We start from the raw sequence: 16,844 nt of genomic DNA, 5'->3' as shown, positions 1-16,844 counted from the left end.
GGACGGAGCCCTCCGATGAGCCCCCGCACCCCCGGCGCCGAACTCCCCGAACACCCCGACTGGCTCTGGCGCACACCCGAGCCGAAGCGCTCGTACGACGTGATCGTCGTGGGCGGCGGCGGACACGGTCTCGCGACCGCCCACTACCTCGCGAAGAACCATGGCATCACCGACGTCGCCGTGCTGGAGAAGGGCTGGCTGGCGGGCGGCAACATGGCCCGCAACACCACCATCATCCGCTCCAACTACCTGTGGGACGAGAGCGCAGGCATCTACGAGCACGCCCTCAAACTGTGGGAGGGCCTGGCGGAGGAGCTCGACTACCCGATCCTCTTCTCCCAGCGCGGTGTGCTGAACCTGGCGCACAGCCTCCAGGACGTACGGGACAGTGTGCGCCGGGTGGAGGCGAACCGCCTGAACGGCGTCGACGCGGAATGGCTGGACGCCGAGCGGGTCAAGGAAGTCTGCCCGATCGTCAACATCTCCCCGGACGTGCGCTACCCGGTCCTGGGCGGCACCTACCAGCCACGCGCGGGCATCGCCAAGCACGACCACGTCGCCTGGGGCCTGGCCCGCTCGGCGGACGCGGCGGGCGTCGACATCATCCAGAACTGCGAGGTCACGGGAGTCGACGTGGTCGGCGGCCGGGTGGTCGGCGTGCAGACGACGCTCGGCCCGATCGCGGCGGGCAAGGTCGCGCTCTGCTCGGCGGGCCACACCTCGGTGCTGGCCGCGATGGCGGGCATCGAACTCCCGCTCCAGAGCCACCCGTTGCAGGCCCTGGTGTCGGAACTGCTGGAGCCGGTCCACCCGACCGTGGTCATGTCCAACGCGGTCCATGTGTACGTCAGCCAGGCCCACAAGGGCGAACTGGTGATGGGCGCGGGCATCGACTCGTACAACTCCTACACCCAGCGCGGCGCCTTCCACATCATCGAGGAGCAGATGTCGGCGGCCCTGGAACTGTTCCCGGTCTTCGCCCGCGCCCATGTCCTGCGCACCTGGGGCGGCATCGTCGACGTCAGCCCCGACGCCTCCCCGATCGTCGGCCTCAGCCCCGTCGACAACCTCTACCTCAACTGCGGCTGGGGAACGGGCGGTTTCAAGGCCACCCCGGGCGTCGGCTCGGTCTACGCCCACACCATCGCCCACGACACGCCCCACCCCCTCAACGCCCCCTTCTCGCTCGACCGTTTCACCACCGGCGCGCTCGTCGACGAGCACGGCGCGGCCGCGGTCGCCCACTAGGACCACAGGAAGCTCTGGGAGCCGAACCATGCTGCTCATCACCTGCCCCTGGTGCGGGCCCCGCGACGAGGCCGAGTTCCACTACGGCGGCCAGGCACACGTGCCCTACCCCGAGACCCCGTCGGCCCTCACCGACGAGGAGTGGTCCCGCTACCTCTTCTTCCGCGCCAACCCGAAGGGCCCCTTCGCCGAACGCTGGACCCACACGGCAGGCTGCCGCCAGTGGTTCAACGCGGTCCGCGACACATCGACGAACGAGATCCTGGCGGTGTACCGGGCGGGGGAGCCGCGTCCGGGGGAGGGGGAAGTGGGACGTGGGGTGAGCTTCGAGGCTCGCGCGGCAGTTCCACATCCGTCGGCCACCTCTGAGCCGAGCCAGGCACCACCAGCCCGTCCGGCGTTCGAGGACGAGGCCGTTCAGGCCGAAGGGGGGTCTGGGGGCGAAGCCCCCAGGGACGGGACGGGTAGGGGCGGCGGGGGCGAAGAAACCACCAGCGGCGCCACGGGCCAACCCTTCCGCCACCCCACCCGAGGCCGAGTGGACCGCGACACCCCCCTCACCTTCACCTTCGACGGCACCGCCTACCAGGGCTACCAGGGCGACACCCTCGCCTCCGCCCTCCTCGCCAACGGCATCATCCAGACCGGCACGAGCATCAAACTCAGCCGCCCCCGAGGCATCTTCTCGGCCGGCCCGGAGGAACCCAACGCGGTGGTCCAGATCGAGGCCCCGTTCCCCGAGCCGATGCTCCCCGCGACCACCGTCGAGCTGTACGACGGCCTGGTCGCGAGCAGCCTCCCCGGCCAGGGCCGCCTGGCCACCGAGCCCGACCCCGCCCGCTACGACGCCGTACACGCCCACTGCGACCTGCTGATCGTCGGCGCGGGCCCGGCCGGCCTCGCCGCGGCGGCGGCCGCGGCGCACAGCGGCGCCCGAGTCATCCTCGCCGACGACCAGCCACACCCGGGCGGCAGCCTCCTGGGCACGGGCGAACACCTCGACTGGGCCGAGGAGACCGCCGCACGACTCGCCACCGCCCCCGAGGTCCGCCTCCTGCCCCGCACCACCGTCTTCGGCTACTACGACGACAACCACCTCCTCGCCGTGGAACGCCGCACCAACCACCTGGGCGCGAACGCCCCCGAGAACGTCTCCCGCGAACGCGTGTGGCGCATCCGCGCCCGCCGGGTCGTCCTCGCCACGGGCGCCCACGAACGTTCCCTCGCCTTCCCGGACAACGACCGCCCCGGCGTGATGCTGGCGGCCTCGGCCCGCACCTACGTCCACCGCCACGGAGTCCTGCCCGGCCGTCACGCGGTCGTCCTCACCACCAACGACAGCGCCTACGCGGCGGCCCTGGACCTCGCCGGGGCGGGCGTGGCCATCGCGGCGATCGTCGACACCCGCCCCGAACCGGGGGAGTGGGCGAGCCGCGCCCGCGAGGCGGGCATCGAGGTGCTGACGGGCCACGCCGTCACCGGCACGGAAGGCGACCCGCGCCTGACGGCGGTGACCGTCGCCCCGTACGGAGAGCCCGCAGGACACCGCCGCTTCGCCGCCGACCTCCTGCTGGTCTCCGGCGGCTGGAACCCGGTCGCGCACCTCTTCAGCCAGGCGGGCGGCCGACTGCGCCACGACGAGACGCTGGGCACCTTCGTCCCCGACACCTGCCGTCAGGCGGTCGAGCCGGCGGGCGGCGCGAGCGGTGTGTTCGACCTCGCCGGGGCCCTCGCCCAGGGCGCGGCGGCCGGCGCCCGCGCGATCGAGGCCGAGGGCTACACCTCGCGGTCCCCCCGCCTCCCGGCCGTGGCCGCACAGCCCCGGCCGACGCCACCCATGCACGTGTACGCCGTCCCGGACGCCTCCGGCGCCCCCCGCTTCGTCGACCTCCAGCGCGATGTCACCGTCGACGACCTGACCCGCGCGACCGGCGCCGGCATGCGCTCCGTCGAGCACACCAAGCGCTACACCACGGCCGGCACCGCCAACGACCAGGGCAAGACGTCCGGTGTCCTGGCGAGCGGAGTGGTCGCCGAACTGCTCGGCGTGGACATCTCCGCGCTCGGCACGACCACGTTCCGTCCCCCGTACACCCCCGTCTCCTTCGCCACGCTCGCGGGCCGCGACCGGGGCGCGCTGCACGACCCGGTCCGTACGACGGCCCTGCACTCCTGGCACGTCGAGCACGGCGCCCTGTTCGAGAACGTCGGCCAGTGGAAGCGCCCCTGGTACTACCCCCGGGACGGCGAGGACATGGAGACCGCCGTGCTGCGCGAGTGCGCCGCCGCCCGGGACGGGGTCGCCTTCATGGACGCCTCCACCCTCGGCAAGATCGATGTGCAGGGCCCGGACGCCGCCGTCTTCCTGGACCGGCTCTACACCAACATGATGAGCACCCTGAAGGTCGGCATGATCCGCTACGGCGTCATGTGCCGCCTGGACGGCATGCTCTTCGACGACGGCACGGTCATCCGCCTCGCCCAGGACCGCTTCCTGGTCACCACGACGACCGGCAACGCGGCGGCCGTACTGGACTGGATGGAGGAGTGGCTGCAGACCGAGTGGCCCGAGCTGAGGGTCCACTGCACGTCCGTGACCGAACAGTGGGCCACCGTCGCCCTGGTCGGCCCCCGCTCCCGAGACGTCCTCGGCGGGCTCGCCCCTCAACTGGCCGTCTCCAACGACGACTTCCCCTTCATGGCCTGGCGCGATACGACCGTCGCCGGCGTCGAGGCCCGGGTCTGCCGCATCAGTTTCTCCGGCGAACTCGCCTACGAGATCAATGTGTCACCGTGGCAGGCCCTCACCCTCTGGCAGGCGCTGTACGAGGCCGGGGCCCCGTACGGCATCACCCCGTACGGCACCGAGACCATGCACGTCCTGCGCGCGGAGAAGGGCTACCCCATCGTCGGCCAGGACACCGACGGCACCGTCACCCCCCAGGACCTCGGTATGAACTGGGTGGTCTCGAAGAAGAAGCCCGACTTCATCGGCAAACGCTCCCACGCCCGCGCCGACACCCTCCGCCCCGACCGCAAGCACCTCGTCGGCCTGCTGCCGGAGGACCCGGGCGCGTTCCTCCCCGAGGGCACCCACCTGGTCGCCGACAGCGTGCTGCCCGCCCCGCCCGTCCCGATGCTCGGCCATGTCACCTCCAGCTACCGCAGCGCCGCACTCGGCCGGACCTTCGCGCTCGCCCTGATCAAGGGCGGCCGGGACCGTATCGGCGAGCGGCTGTACGCCCCCGTGGGCGACCGGCTGGTCCCGGTGACCGTCGCCAGCCCTGTCCTCTACGACCCCGAGGGAGCCCGCCGCGATGGCTGACACCGCGCTCACCGCCCCGCCCCGCAGCCCCCTGTCCCACGCCGCCGCCCGGCTGGCCGCCGCCACCCGCACCTCCGGGGGCGCGGTCCGCCTGGCCGAACTGCCCTTCCTGACCCAGCTCGACATCCGCCTCGACGCCAAGGGAGCGGCGGCCGACGCCATCGGCCTCGCGCTGGACCTCCGGCTGCCTCTGGAACCCAACACGGTCGTCCGCGCGGGGCAGTTGACCGCGCTGTGGCTGGGCCCGGACGAATGGCTGCTGGTGGCCCCGCCCGGCAGCGAGCGGGACCTGGAGAGCCGGATCCGTGCGGCCGCCGGCGACGAGCCCGTGTCCGTCACCGACGTCTCCGCCCAGCGCACCACCCTCCTCGTCGCGGGCCCCCGCGCCCGAGACCTCCTCGCCCACGGCTGCGCGCTGGACCTGCACCCCCGCGCCTTCACCACCGGCCGCTGCGCCCAGACCACTCTCGGCCGCACCCAGGTCGTCCTCATCGCCCGCGACGAACCCGCCAGCGGCTTCTGGATCCTGGTCCGCTCGTCCTTCGCCGGCTATCTGACGGACTGGCTGCTGGACGCGGCGACGGAGTACCTCTGAACGACCCCGGCCCCGCCGTCCGGCTCGGGTGGCCGCCCCGGACGGTGTTCAGGAGAGCCAGGCCTTGACCTTGTCGGGGTTGGCCGCGATCCACTTCTTCGCCGCCGCCTCCGGGGTCATCTTGTCGAGCGCGATGTACTTGGCGACGGTGTTCTGGTCGGCGTTGGTCCACTTGAAGTTCTTGACCAGGTCGTAGGCCGGGCTGCCGGACTTCGCGAACCGGGTGCTGACTATCTTGTCGAGGTCGAACACGGGGTAGTCGCAGGCGACCTTCGCCGGGTCCGCGTCACAGCCCTCCGTGTGCTCGGGCAGCTCGATGTGGACCAACGGCACCTCCGAGAAGAACCACTGCGGCTCGTAGAAGTAGCCGATCACCCACTTCTTGTTCTTCTCGGCGTCCCGGAAGGCCTGGATGAGCGCGGTCTCGCTGCCCGCGTACACCACCTTGAAGTCCAGCTTCAGATTCTTCACCAGGGCCTCGTCGTTGGTCTGGTACGACGGGTCGCCGTCGAGGAGCTGGCCCTTGTCGCCCGACTCGGAGGTCCTGAAGTTCGAGGCGTACTTGTCGAGGTTCTTCCAGTCGGTGATGTCCGGGTGCTTCTTCGCGATCCACGGCGGGACGTACCAGCCGATGATCCCCTTGTTGCCGGTCGAGCCGAGGCTGACGGCGGTCTTCTGCTCGGTGATGTACTTCTTCCGCAGGTCGTCGTGGCCCCAGTTCTCCACGATCGCGTCGACCTCGCCCGTCTCGAAACCCTGCCAGCCGATCTCCGCCTTGAGGTCCTTCTTGACGACCTCGCAGCCGAGTTCCGTCTCCGCGATCCGGGCGACGACCGCCGCGTCGGCCTCGTAGCCCACCCACGGGTTGACCGCGAGGTTGAAGGTGCCGCACTTGCCCGAACCGCCGCTGCCGGCGGCGGAGTCGTCGCCGACCTTCGCCCCGCCGCAGGCGGTCAGGGCGAGTCCGAGGACGGCCGTCCCCGCCACGCCGGAACGCCACCGTCTTGCTTGCTGTGCCATGGTCCTGCTCCTTGCGCGGAGTTGAGGTCGGGGGTGATGAGAGGTCACGTCATGTCCAGGGCGCACCGGAACCCCACGTTCCCGGTCGCCGAGTCCGGGTACAGGCCCTGCCGCGCGGCGACCCGGTAGCGGCGGCAGTAGGACGCGTGGCACAGGTAGGACCCGCCCTTGGTGACGTGCCGCTGTTCGCCGCGCGCCGGGGAGAAGGGGTCCTCGCACCATTCCCAGACGTTGCCGGTGGCGTTGTACAGGCCGAAGCCGTTCGGCTCGAACGCGTCGACCGGACAGGTGCCGTACCAGCCGTCGGCCGTCGGGTGCCGGTCCGGGAAGTCGCCCTGCCACACGTTCATCCGGGGGCGGCCTCCCGGCTCGAACTCGTCGCCCCAGGGGAACACCTTGGCGTGCAGCCCTCCCCGGGCGGCGCGTTCCCATTCCGCCTCGGTGGGGAGCCGGGTGCCGGCCCAGGCGCAGTAGGCGAGGGCGTCCTCCCGGTCGATGTGCACGACCGGATGGTCCGCCCGGTCCTCCCAGGTGGAGTGCGGTCCGTCGGGCCGGCGCCAGTCGGCGCCCTCCACCTGCCGCCACCAGGGCGCGCCCACCACGCCCCGGGTCGGCGGGAAGTCGTCCGGGAGCAGCCCGGCGAACACGAACGACCAGCCGATCCGCTCGGCCGAGGTGCGGTATCCGGTGTCGGCGGCGAACGACGCGAACCGCGCGTTGGACACCGTGCGGGCGTCCATCCAGAACGCGTCCACGCGCACCGTGCGCACCGGGCCTTCCCCGTCGGCCCGGTAGGCGAACGGGTCCTCACTGCCCATCAGGAACTCGCCGCCGGGGACGGCCACCATGCCCTCGGTGTCCGCCGGGAGGACGGCGGACCGCCGGACCTCCGGCCCCCGGTCCGAGGCCCGGCCGCCGGACGGTGTGCAGCAGCTCACTGGGCCCCCATGACACGCCGGTGCAGTCCGCCGTCGAACGCGGACGACTCGGCGCTCCGGTCGTCCAGGTCGATGCGCACCGTGTGGATGGTCCCGGTGAACCCGTTGTCCAGGACGGGATAGTCGTCCGTCACCGGGGTGCTCAGGTCCACCCCGACGTCGAGCGTCTCGTCGAAGGAGAAGTAGTACGGGATGGTCCGTTCGACCCGTCCGGCCGCGTGCTTCTCCCCGTCCACCAGGAGCACGGCCGTCCCGCCCTTACCGAGGCCGCCGCCGTCGTAGTCGAAGTCGAGCCGGATCTCGTGCCGTCCCGGTGCCAGCCGCTCGCCGCCGCGCACCGTGTACAGGCTCATACCGAAGTAGTTGTACGCGTAGGCCGGTCTGCCGCCGGTGACGTACAGGGACCAGCCGCCGAACCGGCCGCCCTGCGCGATGATCACGCCCTCGGCCGCCGCATCCGGGTCCTCGGGCAGTTCGATGTCCGCCGTGATGCTGTGCGAGCGGTTCTTGACGTTGGGTGTGGTCTCCTCGGTGAACCGCCGCATGCCCGCGCGGTAGGTGACGGAGGTCCGGTCGCCGATCAGATCGATACGGCCGGCCACCGCCGGGTTCTCCCGCTCGGTGACCCGGTCGTCCAGGGGGAAGACCTGGTACTTCGCCGCCTCGATCAGGAACAGGTCCTGCAACCGCCGCAGCCGCTCGGGGTGTTCGGCGGCGAGGTCGTGGGCCTGACTCCAGTCGTGGCCGAGGTCGTAGAGCTCCCAGACGTCGTCGGCGAACCTCCGGTTCCCCTCCGGCACCATCTCCCAGGGGATGCCGTGCCGGGTGACCGCCATCCAGCCGTCGTGGTAGATACCCCGGTTGCCGCACATCTCGAAGTACTGGGTACGGCGGTGCTCGGGCGCCCGGGGGTCGGTGAGCGTGCGCCGCATGCTGACCCCCTCCATGGGCTGCTGCGGCACCCCGTCCACGCTGAACGGTGCCGGGACGCCCACGCAGTCGAGGATCGTCGGCAGGACGTCGATCACATGGGAGAACTGGTGACGCAGCCCGCCGCGCTCGGCGACCCCGCGCGGCCAGTGCAGGATCATGCCGTCCCGGATGCCGCCGAAGTGCGAGGCGACCTGCTTGGTCCACTGGTACGGCGTGTTGAGCGCCAGCGCCCAGCCCGCCGGGGCGATCGGATAGCTGAGCGGGCCGCCGATCTCGTCGAGGTGGTCGATCATCTCGTCCGGGTCGTCCACGATGCCGTGCCCGAGGCGGTGTTCGACGATCGTCCCCTCGACACCGCCCTCGCCCGAGGCGCCGTTGTCGCCCAGGATGTACAGGACGATCGTGTCGTCCAGGACGCCGAGTTCCTCCAGGGCGTCCACGAACCTGCCGACCTGGACATCGGCGTGTTCGGTGAACCCGGCGAACGTCTCCATGAACCTGGCCGCCAACCGGCTCTGGTTGTCGGTGAGTTCGTCCCAGTGCGGGACACCCTCCGCCCAGGGCGCGAGTTCCGTGTCCTCGGGCACCACGCCGAGTTCCTTCTGCCGCTCCAGGGTGAGTTCGCGCTGCCGGTCCCAGCCGTGGTCGAACCGGCCCCGGTACTTCTCCCGCCACTCGGGGCCGACATGCAGCGGAGCGTGCGCGGCACCCAGCGCGAGGTAGGTGAAGAACGGGCGGTCCGGGGTGAGCGTGCGCTGGGTGCGCACCCAGTCGATCGCGTGGTCGACGAGGTCCTCGGAGAGGTGATAGCCGTCCTCGGGGCGGCGGTCCGGCTCGACGGGGGTGGTGCCCTGGTACAGCAGCGGGTACCAGTGGTTCATCTCGGCGCCCATGAACCCGTAGAAGGTGTCGAAGCCCTCCCCGGTGGGCCAGCGGTCGAACGGCCCGACCGCGCTGATCTCCCGGGGCGGGGTCTGGTGCCATTTGCCGAAGGCGGCCGTGCTGTAGCCGTTGCCCTGGAGGATCTGGGCCATGGTCGCCGCGCTGCGCGGCCGGAACCCGTTGTAGCCGGGGGCCGCGGTGGTCATCTCGGTGGTGCCGCCCATACCGACCGAGTGGTGGTTGCGCCCGGTCAGCAGGGCCTGCCGGGTCGGTGAGCACAGGGCCGTGACGTGAAAGCGGGTGTAGCGCAGCCCGTTGTCCGCGAGGCGTTCCGCGGCCGGCATCTCGCACGGCCCGCCGAACGCGCTGGAGGTGCCGAAGCCGAGGTCGTCGACGAGCACGATCACCACGTTCGGCGCGCCCTCGGGCGGCGGGACCGGCCCGATGGGGGTGAAGGCGGTCTCCTGGTCGTGCACATCCATCGCGGTCGTCAGCGGGCGGCGGGTGTCGGGGCGCGGAAGGACATGCCGTCCGGCGTCGAAATCAGTCATTCATTTCTCCGATTCGCTGCTCCGGAATACGCCGGCCTGCGCTGCGGCAAAAGTCTCAGCCGCTGGTCAGGCCGGTCAACAAGGTGCATTGAATTCCCGCGAACCGGTTTTGAATGCAGGCAATAGAAAACGTCTATACCTACTGGACGGAGGCCAGGTCCACGAATGCCTGGGCGGCGGGGGACAGCGGGCCCGACCGCCACACCAGCCGGCCGTGGCGCAGCAGCCGCGGCCGATGGGACAGCATCCGGGCCCCGCGCAGGGCGGCGTCCCGGGCCATGGAGGCGGGCAGCAGGGCGGCGCCGACGCCGGCGAGGACCAGCGGCACGATCATCGCGCGGTGCGCGGTCTCCACCGCGATCCGCGGGGCGACACCCAGCGCGGTGCACACGTCGTCCACGGCGGCCCGGGTCTCGGTGCCCGGCGGTGTCACGATCAGGTCCAGCGCCGCCAGTTCCCGCGAGGTGATGGTGTCGCCCGCCGGATGCGGATGGTCGGCGGGCAGGACGATATGCATCTCCTGCTCCGGGAGATCGATCCCACGGAGGTCCGTCGTGGGCACCGAGGCGTCCACCAGCCCGAGTTCGCACTGTCCCGCCGCGACCATCTGGGCCACGGCCGGCCCCCGCTCCGGGTCGACCACGCGCACGGAGACCTTCGGGTGCGCGCGATGGAAGTGGCCCAGCATGCCGGCCAGCGGGTCGACCGACAGGGTCGTCTGCGACACGATGTCGAGCCGGCCGCCGTTGAGCCCGAGCACCTCCCGCACGAGGGAACTGGCCGTGGACAGGTCGCGCAGCACCTGCCGGGCGGGCCGCACCAGCGCCTCGCCCGCCGCCGTGAGGACGACGCCGTGCGGCAGCCGGTGGAAGAGCTCGCCGCCGAACTCCCGCTCCAGCGCCCGGATCGCGTGCGACAGCGAGGGCTGGGCGACATGCAGCGCACCGGCCGCGGCGGTGAATCCGCCGTACTCGGCGACGGCGACGAAGTATTCGAGCTGGCGTCGTTCCATCGGGTCTCCGTCACTCCACCGCGCGTCCCACGGGCCGCCGCCACCGCCCACCCCGAACGGACGAGCGACGGAACCAGTGTCTCCCGCCCCGTCCGGCTGACTGATCACCGCCTGCCGGACGGCCTCGCGGCCCCTTCACCAGGGCGTCACCGGGTGACGGTGCCGTGCCGACCGCCGGCCGTCGACCGCCGACCGCCTGCCGTCGACCGCCCGACCGTCGGCGTTCGCTCACCAGTCGCGGGCCGCCCGCTGGAGGAGGCCGAGGACGCGGAGTTCGTCGGGGTTGGTCTCGGCGCCTGGGCGTTGGACGGGGCCGTCGTAGCCATCGGCGTCTCGATGGTTGAGACTTCACCGACCCGATGAAAATTTGGTAAGGCAAGCCTTATATCCTCTCATCGAGGCCCCCGGATGCGCTCGTCGCGTACCGGGGGTCCGAACTGCCCGCCGTAAGACAGGACCGACCATGCGCACCCCTTCCCGCCGCCTCCTCGCGGCTCTGACTCTCACCCCGCTGCTGGCCGGCTGTTTCGCCTCCGGCGAGGAGGGCTCGGGAGCGAGTGACGGGTCGGGAGCCTCCGGCCGCCTGCGCATCGCCCTCGCCGTACCGCCGGTGCAGGCACTGTCGCCGTACAGCAACGACGCCACCGTGCTCAGCAAGCTCTCCGTGGCCGAGGGCCTCACCGCCCTCGACAAGGACGGCGCCGCCGCCCCCGCCCTGGCGAAGTCCTGGACCCGGAAGAACGACACGACCTGGGTCTTCGAGCTGCGCGAGGCCACCTTCCAGGACGGCACCGAGGTCACCGCCGAGGCGGTCGTGGGCGCGCTCGACCACGCCGACAAGGCCGAGACCAAGCCGCGTGTCCTCAGCGATGTGACGCTGACCGCCAAGGCCGACGACGCCGACACCGTCACCCTCACCACCAAGACCGCCGACCCGGTCCTCCCGATGCGGCTCGCCAGCCCGGCTCTCGGCATCCTCTCCGAGAAGGCGTACGCCGCCGACGGCACCGTCAGCCCCGTCGGCACCGGCACCGGCCCCTTCGAGATCACCAGGCTCACCGGCAAGACCAAGGCCACGCTCGCCCGTTACGACGGCTACTGGGGCGGCAAGGCCAAGGCGTCCGGCATCGATGTCACCTGGATCGCCGACGGCACCGCCCGCGCCAACGCCCTGCGCGGGGGCGACGTCGACATCGCCGAGTGGATCCCCACCGCCCAGGCGAAGCTCCTCGACGAGAAGACCCGCCACGAGGTGCCCTCCGTGCGCACCGACAGCCTGATCCTCAACACCGGCAGCGGCCTCTTCGCCGACGCCGGTCTGCGCGCCGCCGCCCGGGAGGCCGTGGACGGCGGTGTCCTCGTCGACTCCGTCTTCGGCGGCTACGCCGACCCCGCGCAGGGCCTGTTCGGACCGGCCGTCCCCTGGGCCGCCGACCGGCGCGTCGAGGTGACCGGCCGGGCGAAGGCCGCGACCCCCGCACAGCTGAAGACGGAGACGAAGGGCAAGACCCTCCGCCTGGCCACCTACACCAACCGCGCCGAACTCCCCGAGGCCGCCACCGTCCTCCAGCAGCAGCTGGAGAAGGCCGGGTTCACCGTGAAGCAGGACGTACGCGAGTACACGCAGATGGAGGCCGACCTCCTCGCGGGCAAGTACGACGCCCTCGTCTTCTCCCGGGTCACGCTCCTCGACACCGGTGACGCGGTCGGCTACCTCGCCAGCGACTACACCGCCGACGGTGTCTACAACATCGCGGGCCTGAAGGACGCGAAGGTCGACCAGGCCATCAAGTCCGCCGCCGGGGAAGGCGACACCACCGAGCGGCAGAAGAAGATCATGCGGGCCGAGGCGGAGATCCTGCGCACCGACGCCGTCGTCCCGCTGGTCCACGAGAAGGTCGTCCAGGGCATCGCCGACGATGTCGAGGGCGTCATCCTCGACCCCCGCGAACGCGCCCTCGTCGACGTCGACACCCGCCTGAAGTAACCGCCGATGAGCATCACGCGGCCCGCCGGTGCCCAGGACCGCCCGAGCCGGTGGCGTGCGGGCGCCGGCCGGGTCGCGGCGGGCACCGCGCTGCTGGCGGCCGTCGCCTTCCTGCCCTGGCTGTCCGGTGTCGACCCCGCCCTGACCGTCCTGCGCGCCCGCTCCGCCGACCAGGACCCGACCCCGGCCCAGTTGTCCGCCGTACGCGAGCAACTGGGCTTGGACCAGGGGCCGTTCGCCCATCTCGCGCAGTGGCTGGGTGGGCTGCCGCGCGGGGACGCGGGCACGTCCTGGGTGTCCGGCGAGCCGGTGCTGCCCCAGGTGATGACGGCCCTCGCGGTCTCCGTCACGCTCATGCTCGGCGCGCTGGCGGTCACCACGGCGGTGGCCGCGCTGGTCTGCGCCCGCACCCTCCACCTCGGCTCCCGGCGCCGACTGCGGCGGACACGGGCGGGCACCTCGGCCGCCGTCCTCGCCGCGTTGCCCAAGTTCCTGCTCGCCTCCCTCCTCGCGACGGTGTGCGGGGTGTGGCTGGGCTGGTTCCCCTCACAGGGCTGGGAGGGGCCGAAGTCGATGGTGCTGCCCGCGCTCGCCCTGGGCGTGCCCTCCGGGGCGATGATCGGCGGACTGCTCGACCAGTCCCTGCCCGCCGCCTTCAACGAACCGTGGGCACGGACCTGGCGCGCCTACGGATATCCGGGCACCCGCATCGCCCGCACCGCCCTGCGCCGCGCCCTCGCAGGAGTGCTCCCGCAGCTCCTGCCGACCGTCGTCGCCCTGGTCGGCGGCGCGGTCGCGGTCGAGAAGATCTTCAACATCCCGGGCCTCGGCCGCCTCGCGCTCGAAGCGGCCACCGCCCAGGACATGCCGCCGCTGCAGACCGCGACCCTGGCCCTGGTCCTGCTCGGCGTCTGCGCCGGCTTCCTGATCCAGGCGGTACGGCACGTCCTGCTCGGCCCGGCCCTGCGCGACGGCGCCCTGCCCGCCCTGCACCCGCCCACGCTCGTCCGGACGCGGTCGCTGCCCTGGCTCATCGGCTTCTGCGCCACCGCCCTGCTCGCCCTCGTCGTGGCCGGCCTCCTCCGCGACCCCCTGCACGTGGAGACGACCGCCCGGCTGCTGCCGCCCTCCTTCGCACACCCCCTCGGCACCGACCCGCTCGGCCGTGACCTGCTGGCCCGGCTGGGCCACGGCGCCCTGCGCACGGTCGGTGCCGCCCTCGCGGTGACCGTGGTCAGCGCCCTCGCCGGACTGGTGATCGGTACGGCGGCACAACTGGGCGCGGGCCTGACCGAAGTGGTGTCGACGGTGCCGGCCGTCCTCGCCGGACTCCTCACGACCGCGGTGACCGGACCGTCGGTCTGGGGCGCCGCCTGCGCGGTGTGCCTGGTGGCCTGGACCCCGTACGCCGCACAGTCCGCCGCCCTGCTCGAACAGGAACGGGCCAGCGGCCACCTGCTCGCGTCGCTCTCCTTCGGCGCCGGCCCCGCCTACCTCCTGCGCCACCATCTGCTGCCCGCGGTCCTGCCCTCCCTGGTACGCAACGCCCTGCTGCGCCTGCCCACCACGGTCCTCGTCCTGGCCTCCCTCGGCTTCCTCGGCCTGGGCGAACAGCCGCCCACCCCGGAATGGGGCCGCCTGCTCTCGGAGAACCAGCCCTACGCGGAACTGGCCCCCTGGACCGTCCTCGGCCCGGCCGCCGCCCTCGTCCTGCTCTCCGTCCTCGCCGTCTCCGCCACAGCCTGGGGCGGTCGCACCCGGACCCGGCGCGCCGCCACGGGACCCGCTTCCGCCTGATCCGGGTTCCGGCGGCCGGGCCGGGTCGTTCGGGTGGTTCACCGGCGGGGCGCACCGGCTGTCCGGGGACGGACCGGCCCGTCTGCCCCGCCCCGGTAGTGCGTGGATGCGGGCCGCCCTGCCGTCCCTGCTCGCCTTCGCCGCGCCCGGACACGTCCTGTACGGCAGCGACTTCCCCATCTCCCCGAGCAGTGGGCCACCGGCTTCGACAGCGGAACGGACGACTACGCGCACTGGCGGCCCGGGGAACTGCACGCCGTCAACCGGGGCAACGCCGAACTTCTCTTACCCCGGCTCGCCCGGTCCTAGGAGGCGCGGCCGGGCAGGGACGGGGTCAGGGTTTGCGTGCCACGGCGCCCAACTGGGGTACGACCGTGGGCTCGTCGCCCGGATCGGGGCGCCAGAGCGAGCAGGAGACGAGGCCCGGTTCCAGGAGGGTGAGGCCGTCGAAGTACCGGCCGACGTCCTCGGCGCCGCGCGCGGTGACCGGCGGCTCGGCGTGGGCGTTCCAGAACTCCATCGCCTCCAGCTGGAGTTCGCCGCCGAGTTCGGGCTCGGTGGTGGGGTGGGTCAGCACGAGGAAGCTGCCGGGGGCGAGCGGTTCCAGGAGCCGGCGGGTGATGGCCTGTGCCTCGGTGTCGTCGAGGACGAAGTTGAGGATGCCGAGCAGCATCAGGGCGACGGGCTGGGTGAAGTCGAGGGTCCGGCCGGCGTTGCGCAGGATCGTGTCCGGGTCGTGCGCGTCGGCGTCGAGGTAGACGGCGGCGCCCTCGTCGGTACCGGTCAGCCGGGTGCGGGCGTACTCGAGGACGAGGGGGTCGTTGTCGACGTACACGATTCTCGACGCGGGTGCGACGCGCTGGGCGATCTCGTGGGTGTTCTCCAGGGCGGGCAGGCCGGTGCCGATGTCGAGGAACTGGCGTATCCCCTGCTCCTCGGCCAGATGCCGCACGGCGCGGACGAGGAACCGCCGGTCGGCGGAGGCGATGTCACGGATGACGGGAATCAGGCCGGCGACCTGGTCACCGACCTGCCGGTCGACCTCGTAGTTGTCCGTGCCGCCCTGCCAGTAGTTCCAGACGCGGGCGTTGTGCGCGGTACCGGTGTCGGGGCGCCGGGACGGGATGTCGTCGGTCTGGCTCTCGCTCACGTCTTCCTCTCCTCGCACGCCCAAGGATCCGATGGGGACGGGCAGTTGGGGCCCGCCGTGGCGTGACGTGGCGTCATTGTGCCGCTGCTGTCCCCCTCGACGCGCGGGGAACAGCACCTCGCCGGCCGGACGCTCAGGACTGGGCGGTGACTTCGGCGCCCTCGCCGGTGCCCGCCGCTTCGTCCTGTGCCATGCGCAGGAAGCGCCCGATCGCTTCGACCGACATGTCGAGCGCCTCGGACGCGGCCTGCTCGTCACCGAACATCTGCACGGCCTCGGTGACGGCCACGGCCAGTTCGGCCTCCGCCTTGCGGACCTTCACCTCGGCCTTGTCCACGGTGTCGACGACCGCCAACTGCCGGCGCTGCTTCTCCTGAAGTCGCTGTTTACGGGAAAGGGTCTTCTCGGCGTTCTGCACAGTCATGACCCAAGATCATAAGTGGTCGGCCCGGGTCGGTCGTGCCAACAGCAGGAGGGCCGCTCAGCTCCGCTCGGTCCCGCTGTTGCGCCACACCCAGGCCGCGATGCCGACGCGATTGCGTACGCCGAGTTTGCGCTGGATGTTGGCGACATGGGTCTTGGCGGTGCCGGCGGTGATGAACAGCGCGGTGCCGATCTCCGCGTTGGTGCCTCCCTGGGCCACGAGCTCGGCGACCTCGGCCTCCCGGTCGGTCAGTGGTTCCGTCGGGCCCGGGTGATGGTCCCTGGCGCGGGGGGCGAGGTGGCGCAGCAGCCGTACGGTGATCGACGGGCTGATGAGGACGTCGCCCGCCACGGCGGCGCGGACCGCTTCGGTGAGCAGGGCGGGTCCGGAGCGCTTGAGCAGGAAGCCGCAGGCGCCGTTGGCCAGGGCCGTGTGCACATACTCGTCGAGGTCGAAGGTGGTGACGACGATGACCTTGGTCGGCTCCACCGCGTCGGGCCCGGCCAGCACCCGGGTGACCTCCAGACCGTCCGGTCCGGGCATCCGGATGTCGGCCAGGACCACGTCGGGACGCAGTTGGCGGGCACGGTCGATGGCGGTGGCACCGTCGGCGGCCTCGCCCACGGTGCGCATGTCGGGTTGCGCGTCCAGGATCATCCGGAACCCGATCCGGATGTCGGGCTGGTCGTCGGCCACCAGGATCCGGATCGGTGCCGTGGTCATCGTGTCCGGGCCGGCCATGGTTCCTCCGGTGTCGTCGTCGTCGCCGACGTCGTCGTATGCGTGGGCGGCCGTACCGGGGCGGGCATCGGCAGGACGGCCGTGACCTGCCAGGTGCCCGGGGCGGTGGGGCCCGCCGTGAGGGTGCCGCCGAGCGCCTCCACGCGTTCGGCGAGGCTGATGAGACCGAGGCCGTGGCGGGGGGGGGGCCCCCCGCCCGGGGGGGGCGGGGGCCGCCCCCGGCCGCCCCCCCCCCCCCCCC

Annotated in this window: 13 protein-coding genes; 5 read left to right on the top strand and 8 right to left on the bottom strand. The window is 72.1% G+C overall.

Features of this window, described 5'->3' with window-relative positions:
• Positions 1-15: 15 nt before the first annotated feature.
• Genes ABT147_RS02065 through ABT147_RS02055 form a run of 3 tightly spaced genes read left to right on the top strand, consistent with a single transcriptional unit; the run spans position 16 to position 5,168 of the window.
• The gene (locus ABT147_RS02065) at positions 16-1,248 is read left to right on the top strand and encodes a sarcosine oxidase subunit beta family protein (protein ID WP_351401710.1); all 1,233 of its coding nucleotides are present in this window, start codon (positions 16-18) and stop codon (positions 1,246-1,248) included.
• A gap of 28 nt (positions 1,249-1,276) precedes the next feature.
• On the top strand, positions 1,277-4,573 hold the full coding sequence (locus ABT147_RS02060) for a sarcosine oxidase subunit alpha family protein (protein WP_351401708.1): 3,297 nt from the start codon (positions 1,277-1,279) through the stop codon (positions 4,571-4,573).
• Positions 4,566-5,168 carry a sarcosine oxidase subunit gamma gene (locus tag ABT147_RS02055; protein ID WP_351401706.1) on the top strand — a complete coding sequence of 201 codons (603 nt, stop codon included), beginning with the start codon at positions 4,566-4,568 and terminating at the stop codon, positions 5,166-5,168. The genes ABT147_RS02060 and ABT147_RS02055 overlap by 8 nt, the downstream gene beginning before the upstream one ends.
• A gap of 48 nt (positions 5,169-5,216) precedes the next feature.
• On the opposite strand, the gene ABT147_RS02050 is transcribed toward ABT147_RS02055, so the two are convergent.
• From ABT147_RS02050 to ABT147_RS02035, 4 genes are all read right to left on the bottom strand, one after another.
• Positions 5,217-6,188, bottom strand: coding sequence for an ABC transporter substrate-binding protein (locus ABT147_RS02050; RefSeq protein WP_351401703.1), 972 nt, complete (start codon positions 6,186-6,188; stop codon positions 5,217-5,219).
• A gap of 44 nt (positions 6,189-6,232) precedes the next feature.
• Positions 6,233-7,036: a formylglycine-generating enzyme family protein gene (locus ABT147_RS02045; protein WP_351401955.1), complete on the bottom strand. Its 804-nt coding sequence runs from the start codon at positions 7,034-7,036 to the stop codon at positions 6,233-6,235.
• A gap of 86 nt (positions 7,037-7,122) precedes the next feature.
• Positions 7,123-9,492, bottom strand: a complete 2,370-nt coding sequence (locus ABT147_RS02040; RefSeq protein ID WP_351401701.1) for an arylsulfatase — start codon at positions 9,490-9,492, stop codon at positions 7,123-7,125.
• Between the two features lie 139 nt (positions 9,493-9,631).
• Complete coding sequence (locus ABT147_RS02035) at positions 9,632-10,504, bottom strand: LysR family transcriptional regulator (protein WP_351401699.1); 873 nt, start codon at positions 10,502-10,504, stop codon at positions 9,632-9,634.
• A gap of 463 nt (positions 10,505-10,967) precedes the next feature.
• Here ABT147_RS02035 and ABT147_RS02030 point away from each other — a divergent pair, with 463 nt between their 5' ends.
• Together ABT147_RS02030 and ABT147_RS02025 are read left to right on the top strand one after the other, a co-directional pair.
• Complete coding sequence (locus ABT147_RS02030; RefSeq protein ID WP_351401697.1) at positions 10,968-12,491, top strand: ABC transporter substrate-binding protein; 1,524 nt, start codon at positions 10,968-10,970, stop codon at positions 12,489-12,491.
• Between the two features lie 6 nt (positions 12,492-12,497).
• A complete protein-coding gene (locus tag ABT147_RS02025; RefSeq protein ID WP_351401695.1) occupies positions 12,498-14,288 on the top strand; it encodes an ABC transporter permease subunit in 1,791 nt (596 codons plus the stop codon).
• A 334-nt stretch (positions 14,289-14,622) separates the two neighbouring features.
• Here the strand turns inward: ABT147_RS02025 and ABT147_RS02020 are convergent, their stop codons facing one another.
• From ABT147_RS02020 to ABT147_RS02005, 4 genes are all read right to left on the bottom strand, one after another.
• Positions 14,623-15,438, bottom strand: coding sequence for an SAM-dependent methyltransferase (locus ABT147_RS02020; RefSeq protein ID WP_351401693.1), 816 nt, complete (start codon positions 15,436-15,438; stop codon positions 14,623-14,625).
• Between the two features lie 133 nt (positions 15,439-15,571).
• Entirely contained in the window at positions 15,572-15,862 is a 291-nt protein-coding gene (locus ABT147_RS02015; RefSeq protein ID WP_351401691.1) for a hypothetical protein, read from the bottom strand.
• A gap of 57 nt (positions 15,863-15,919) precedes the next feature.
• Positions 15,920-16,585 (bottom strand): response regulator, encoded by a 666-nt coding sequence (locus ABT147_RS02010; protein WP_351401953.1) that lies wholly within the window; start codon positions 16,583-16,585, stop codon positions 15,920-15,922.
• Entirely contained in the window at positions 16,582-16,746 is a 165-nt protein-coding gene (locus ABT147_RS02005; RefSeq protein ID WP_351401689.1) for a hypothetical protein, read from the bottom strand. The genes ABT147_RS02010 and ABT147_RS02005 overlap by 4 nt, the downstream gene beginning before the upstream one ends.
• Between the last annotated feature and the right edge of the window lie 98 nt (positions 16,747-16,844).

This window comes from Streptomyces sp. NPDC001868 (assembly GCF_040297125.1).
Lineage (GTDB): Bacteria > Actinomycetota > Actinomycetes > Streptomycetales > Streptomycetaceae > Streptomyces.
The sequence above is the reverse complement of the archived record's forward strand: the minus strand, read 5'-3'. Positions and strand labels throughout refer to the sequence as shown.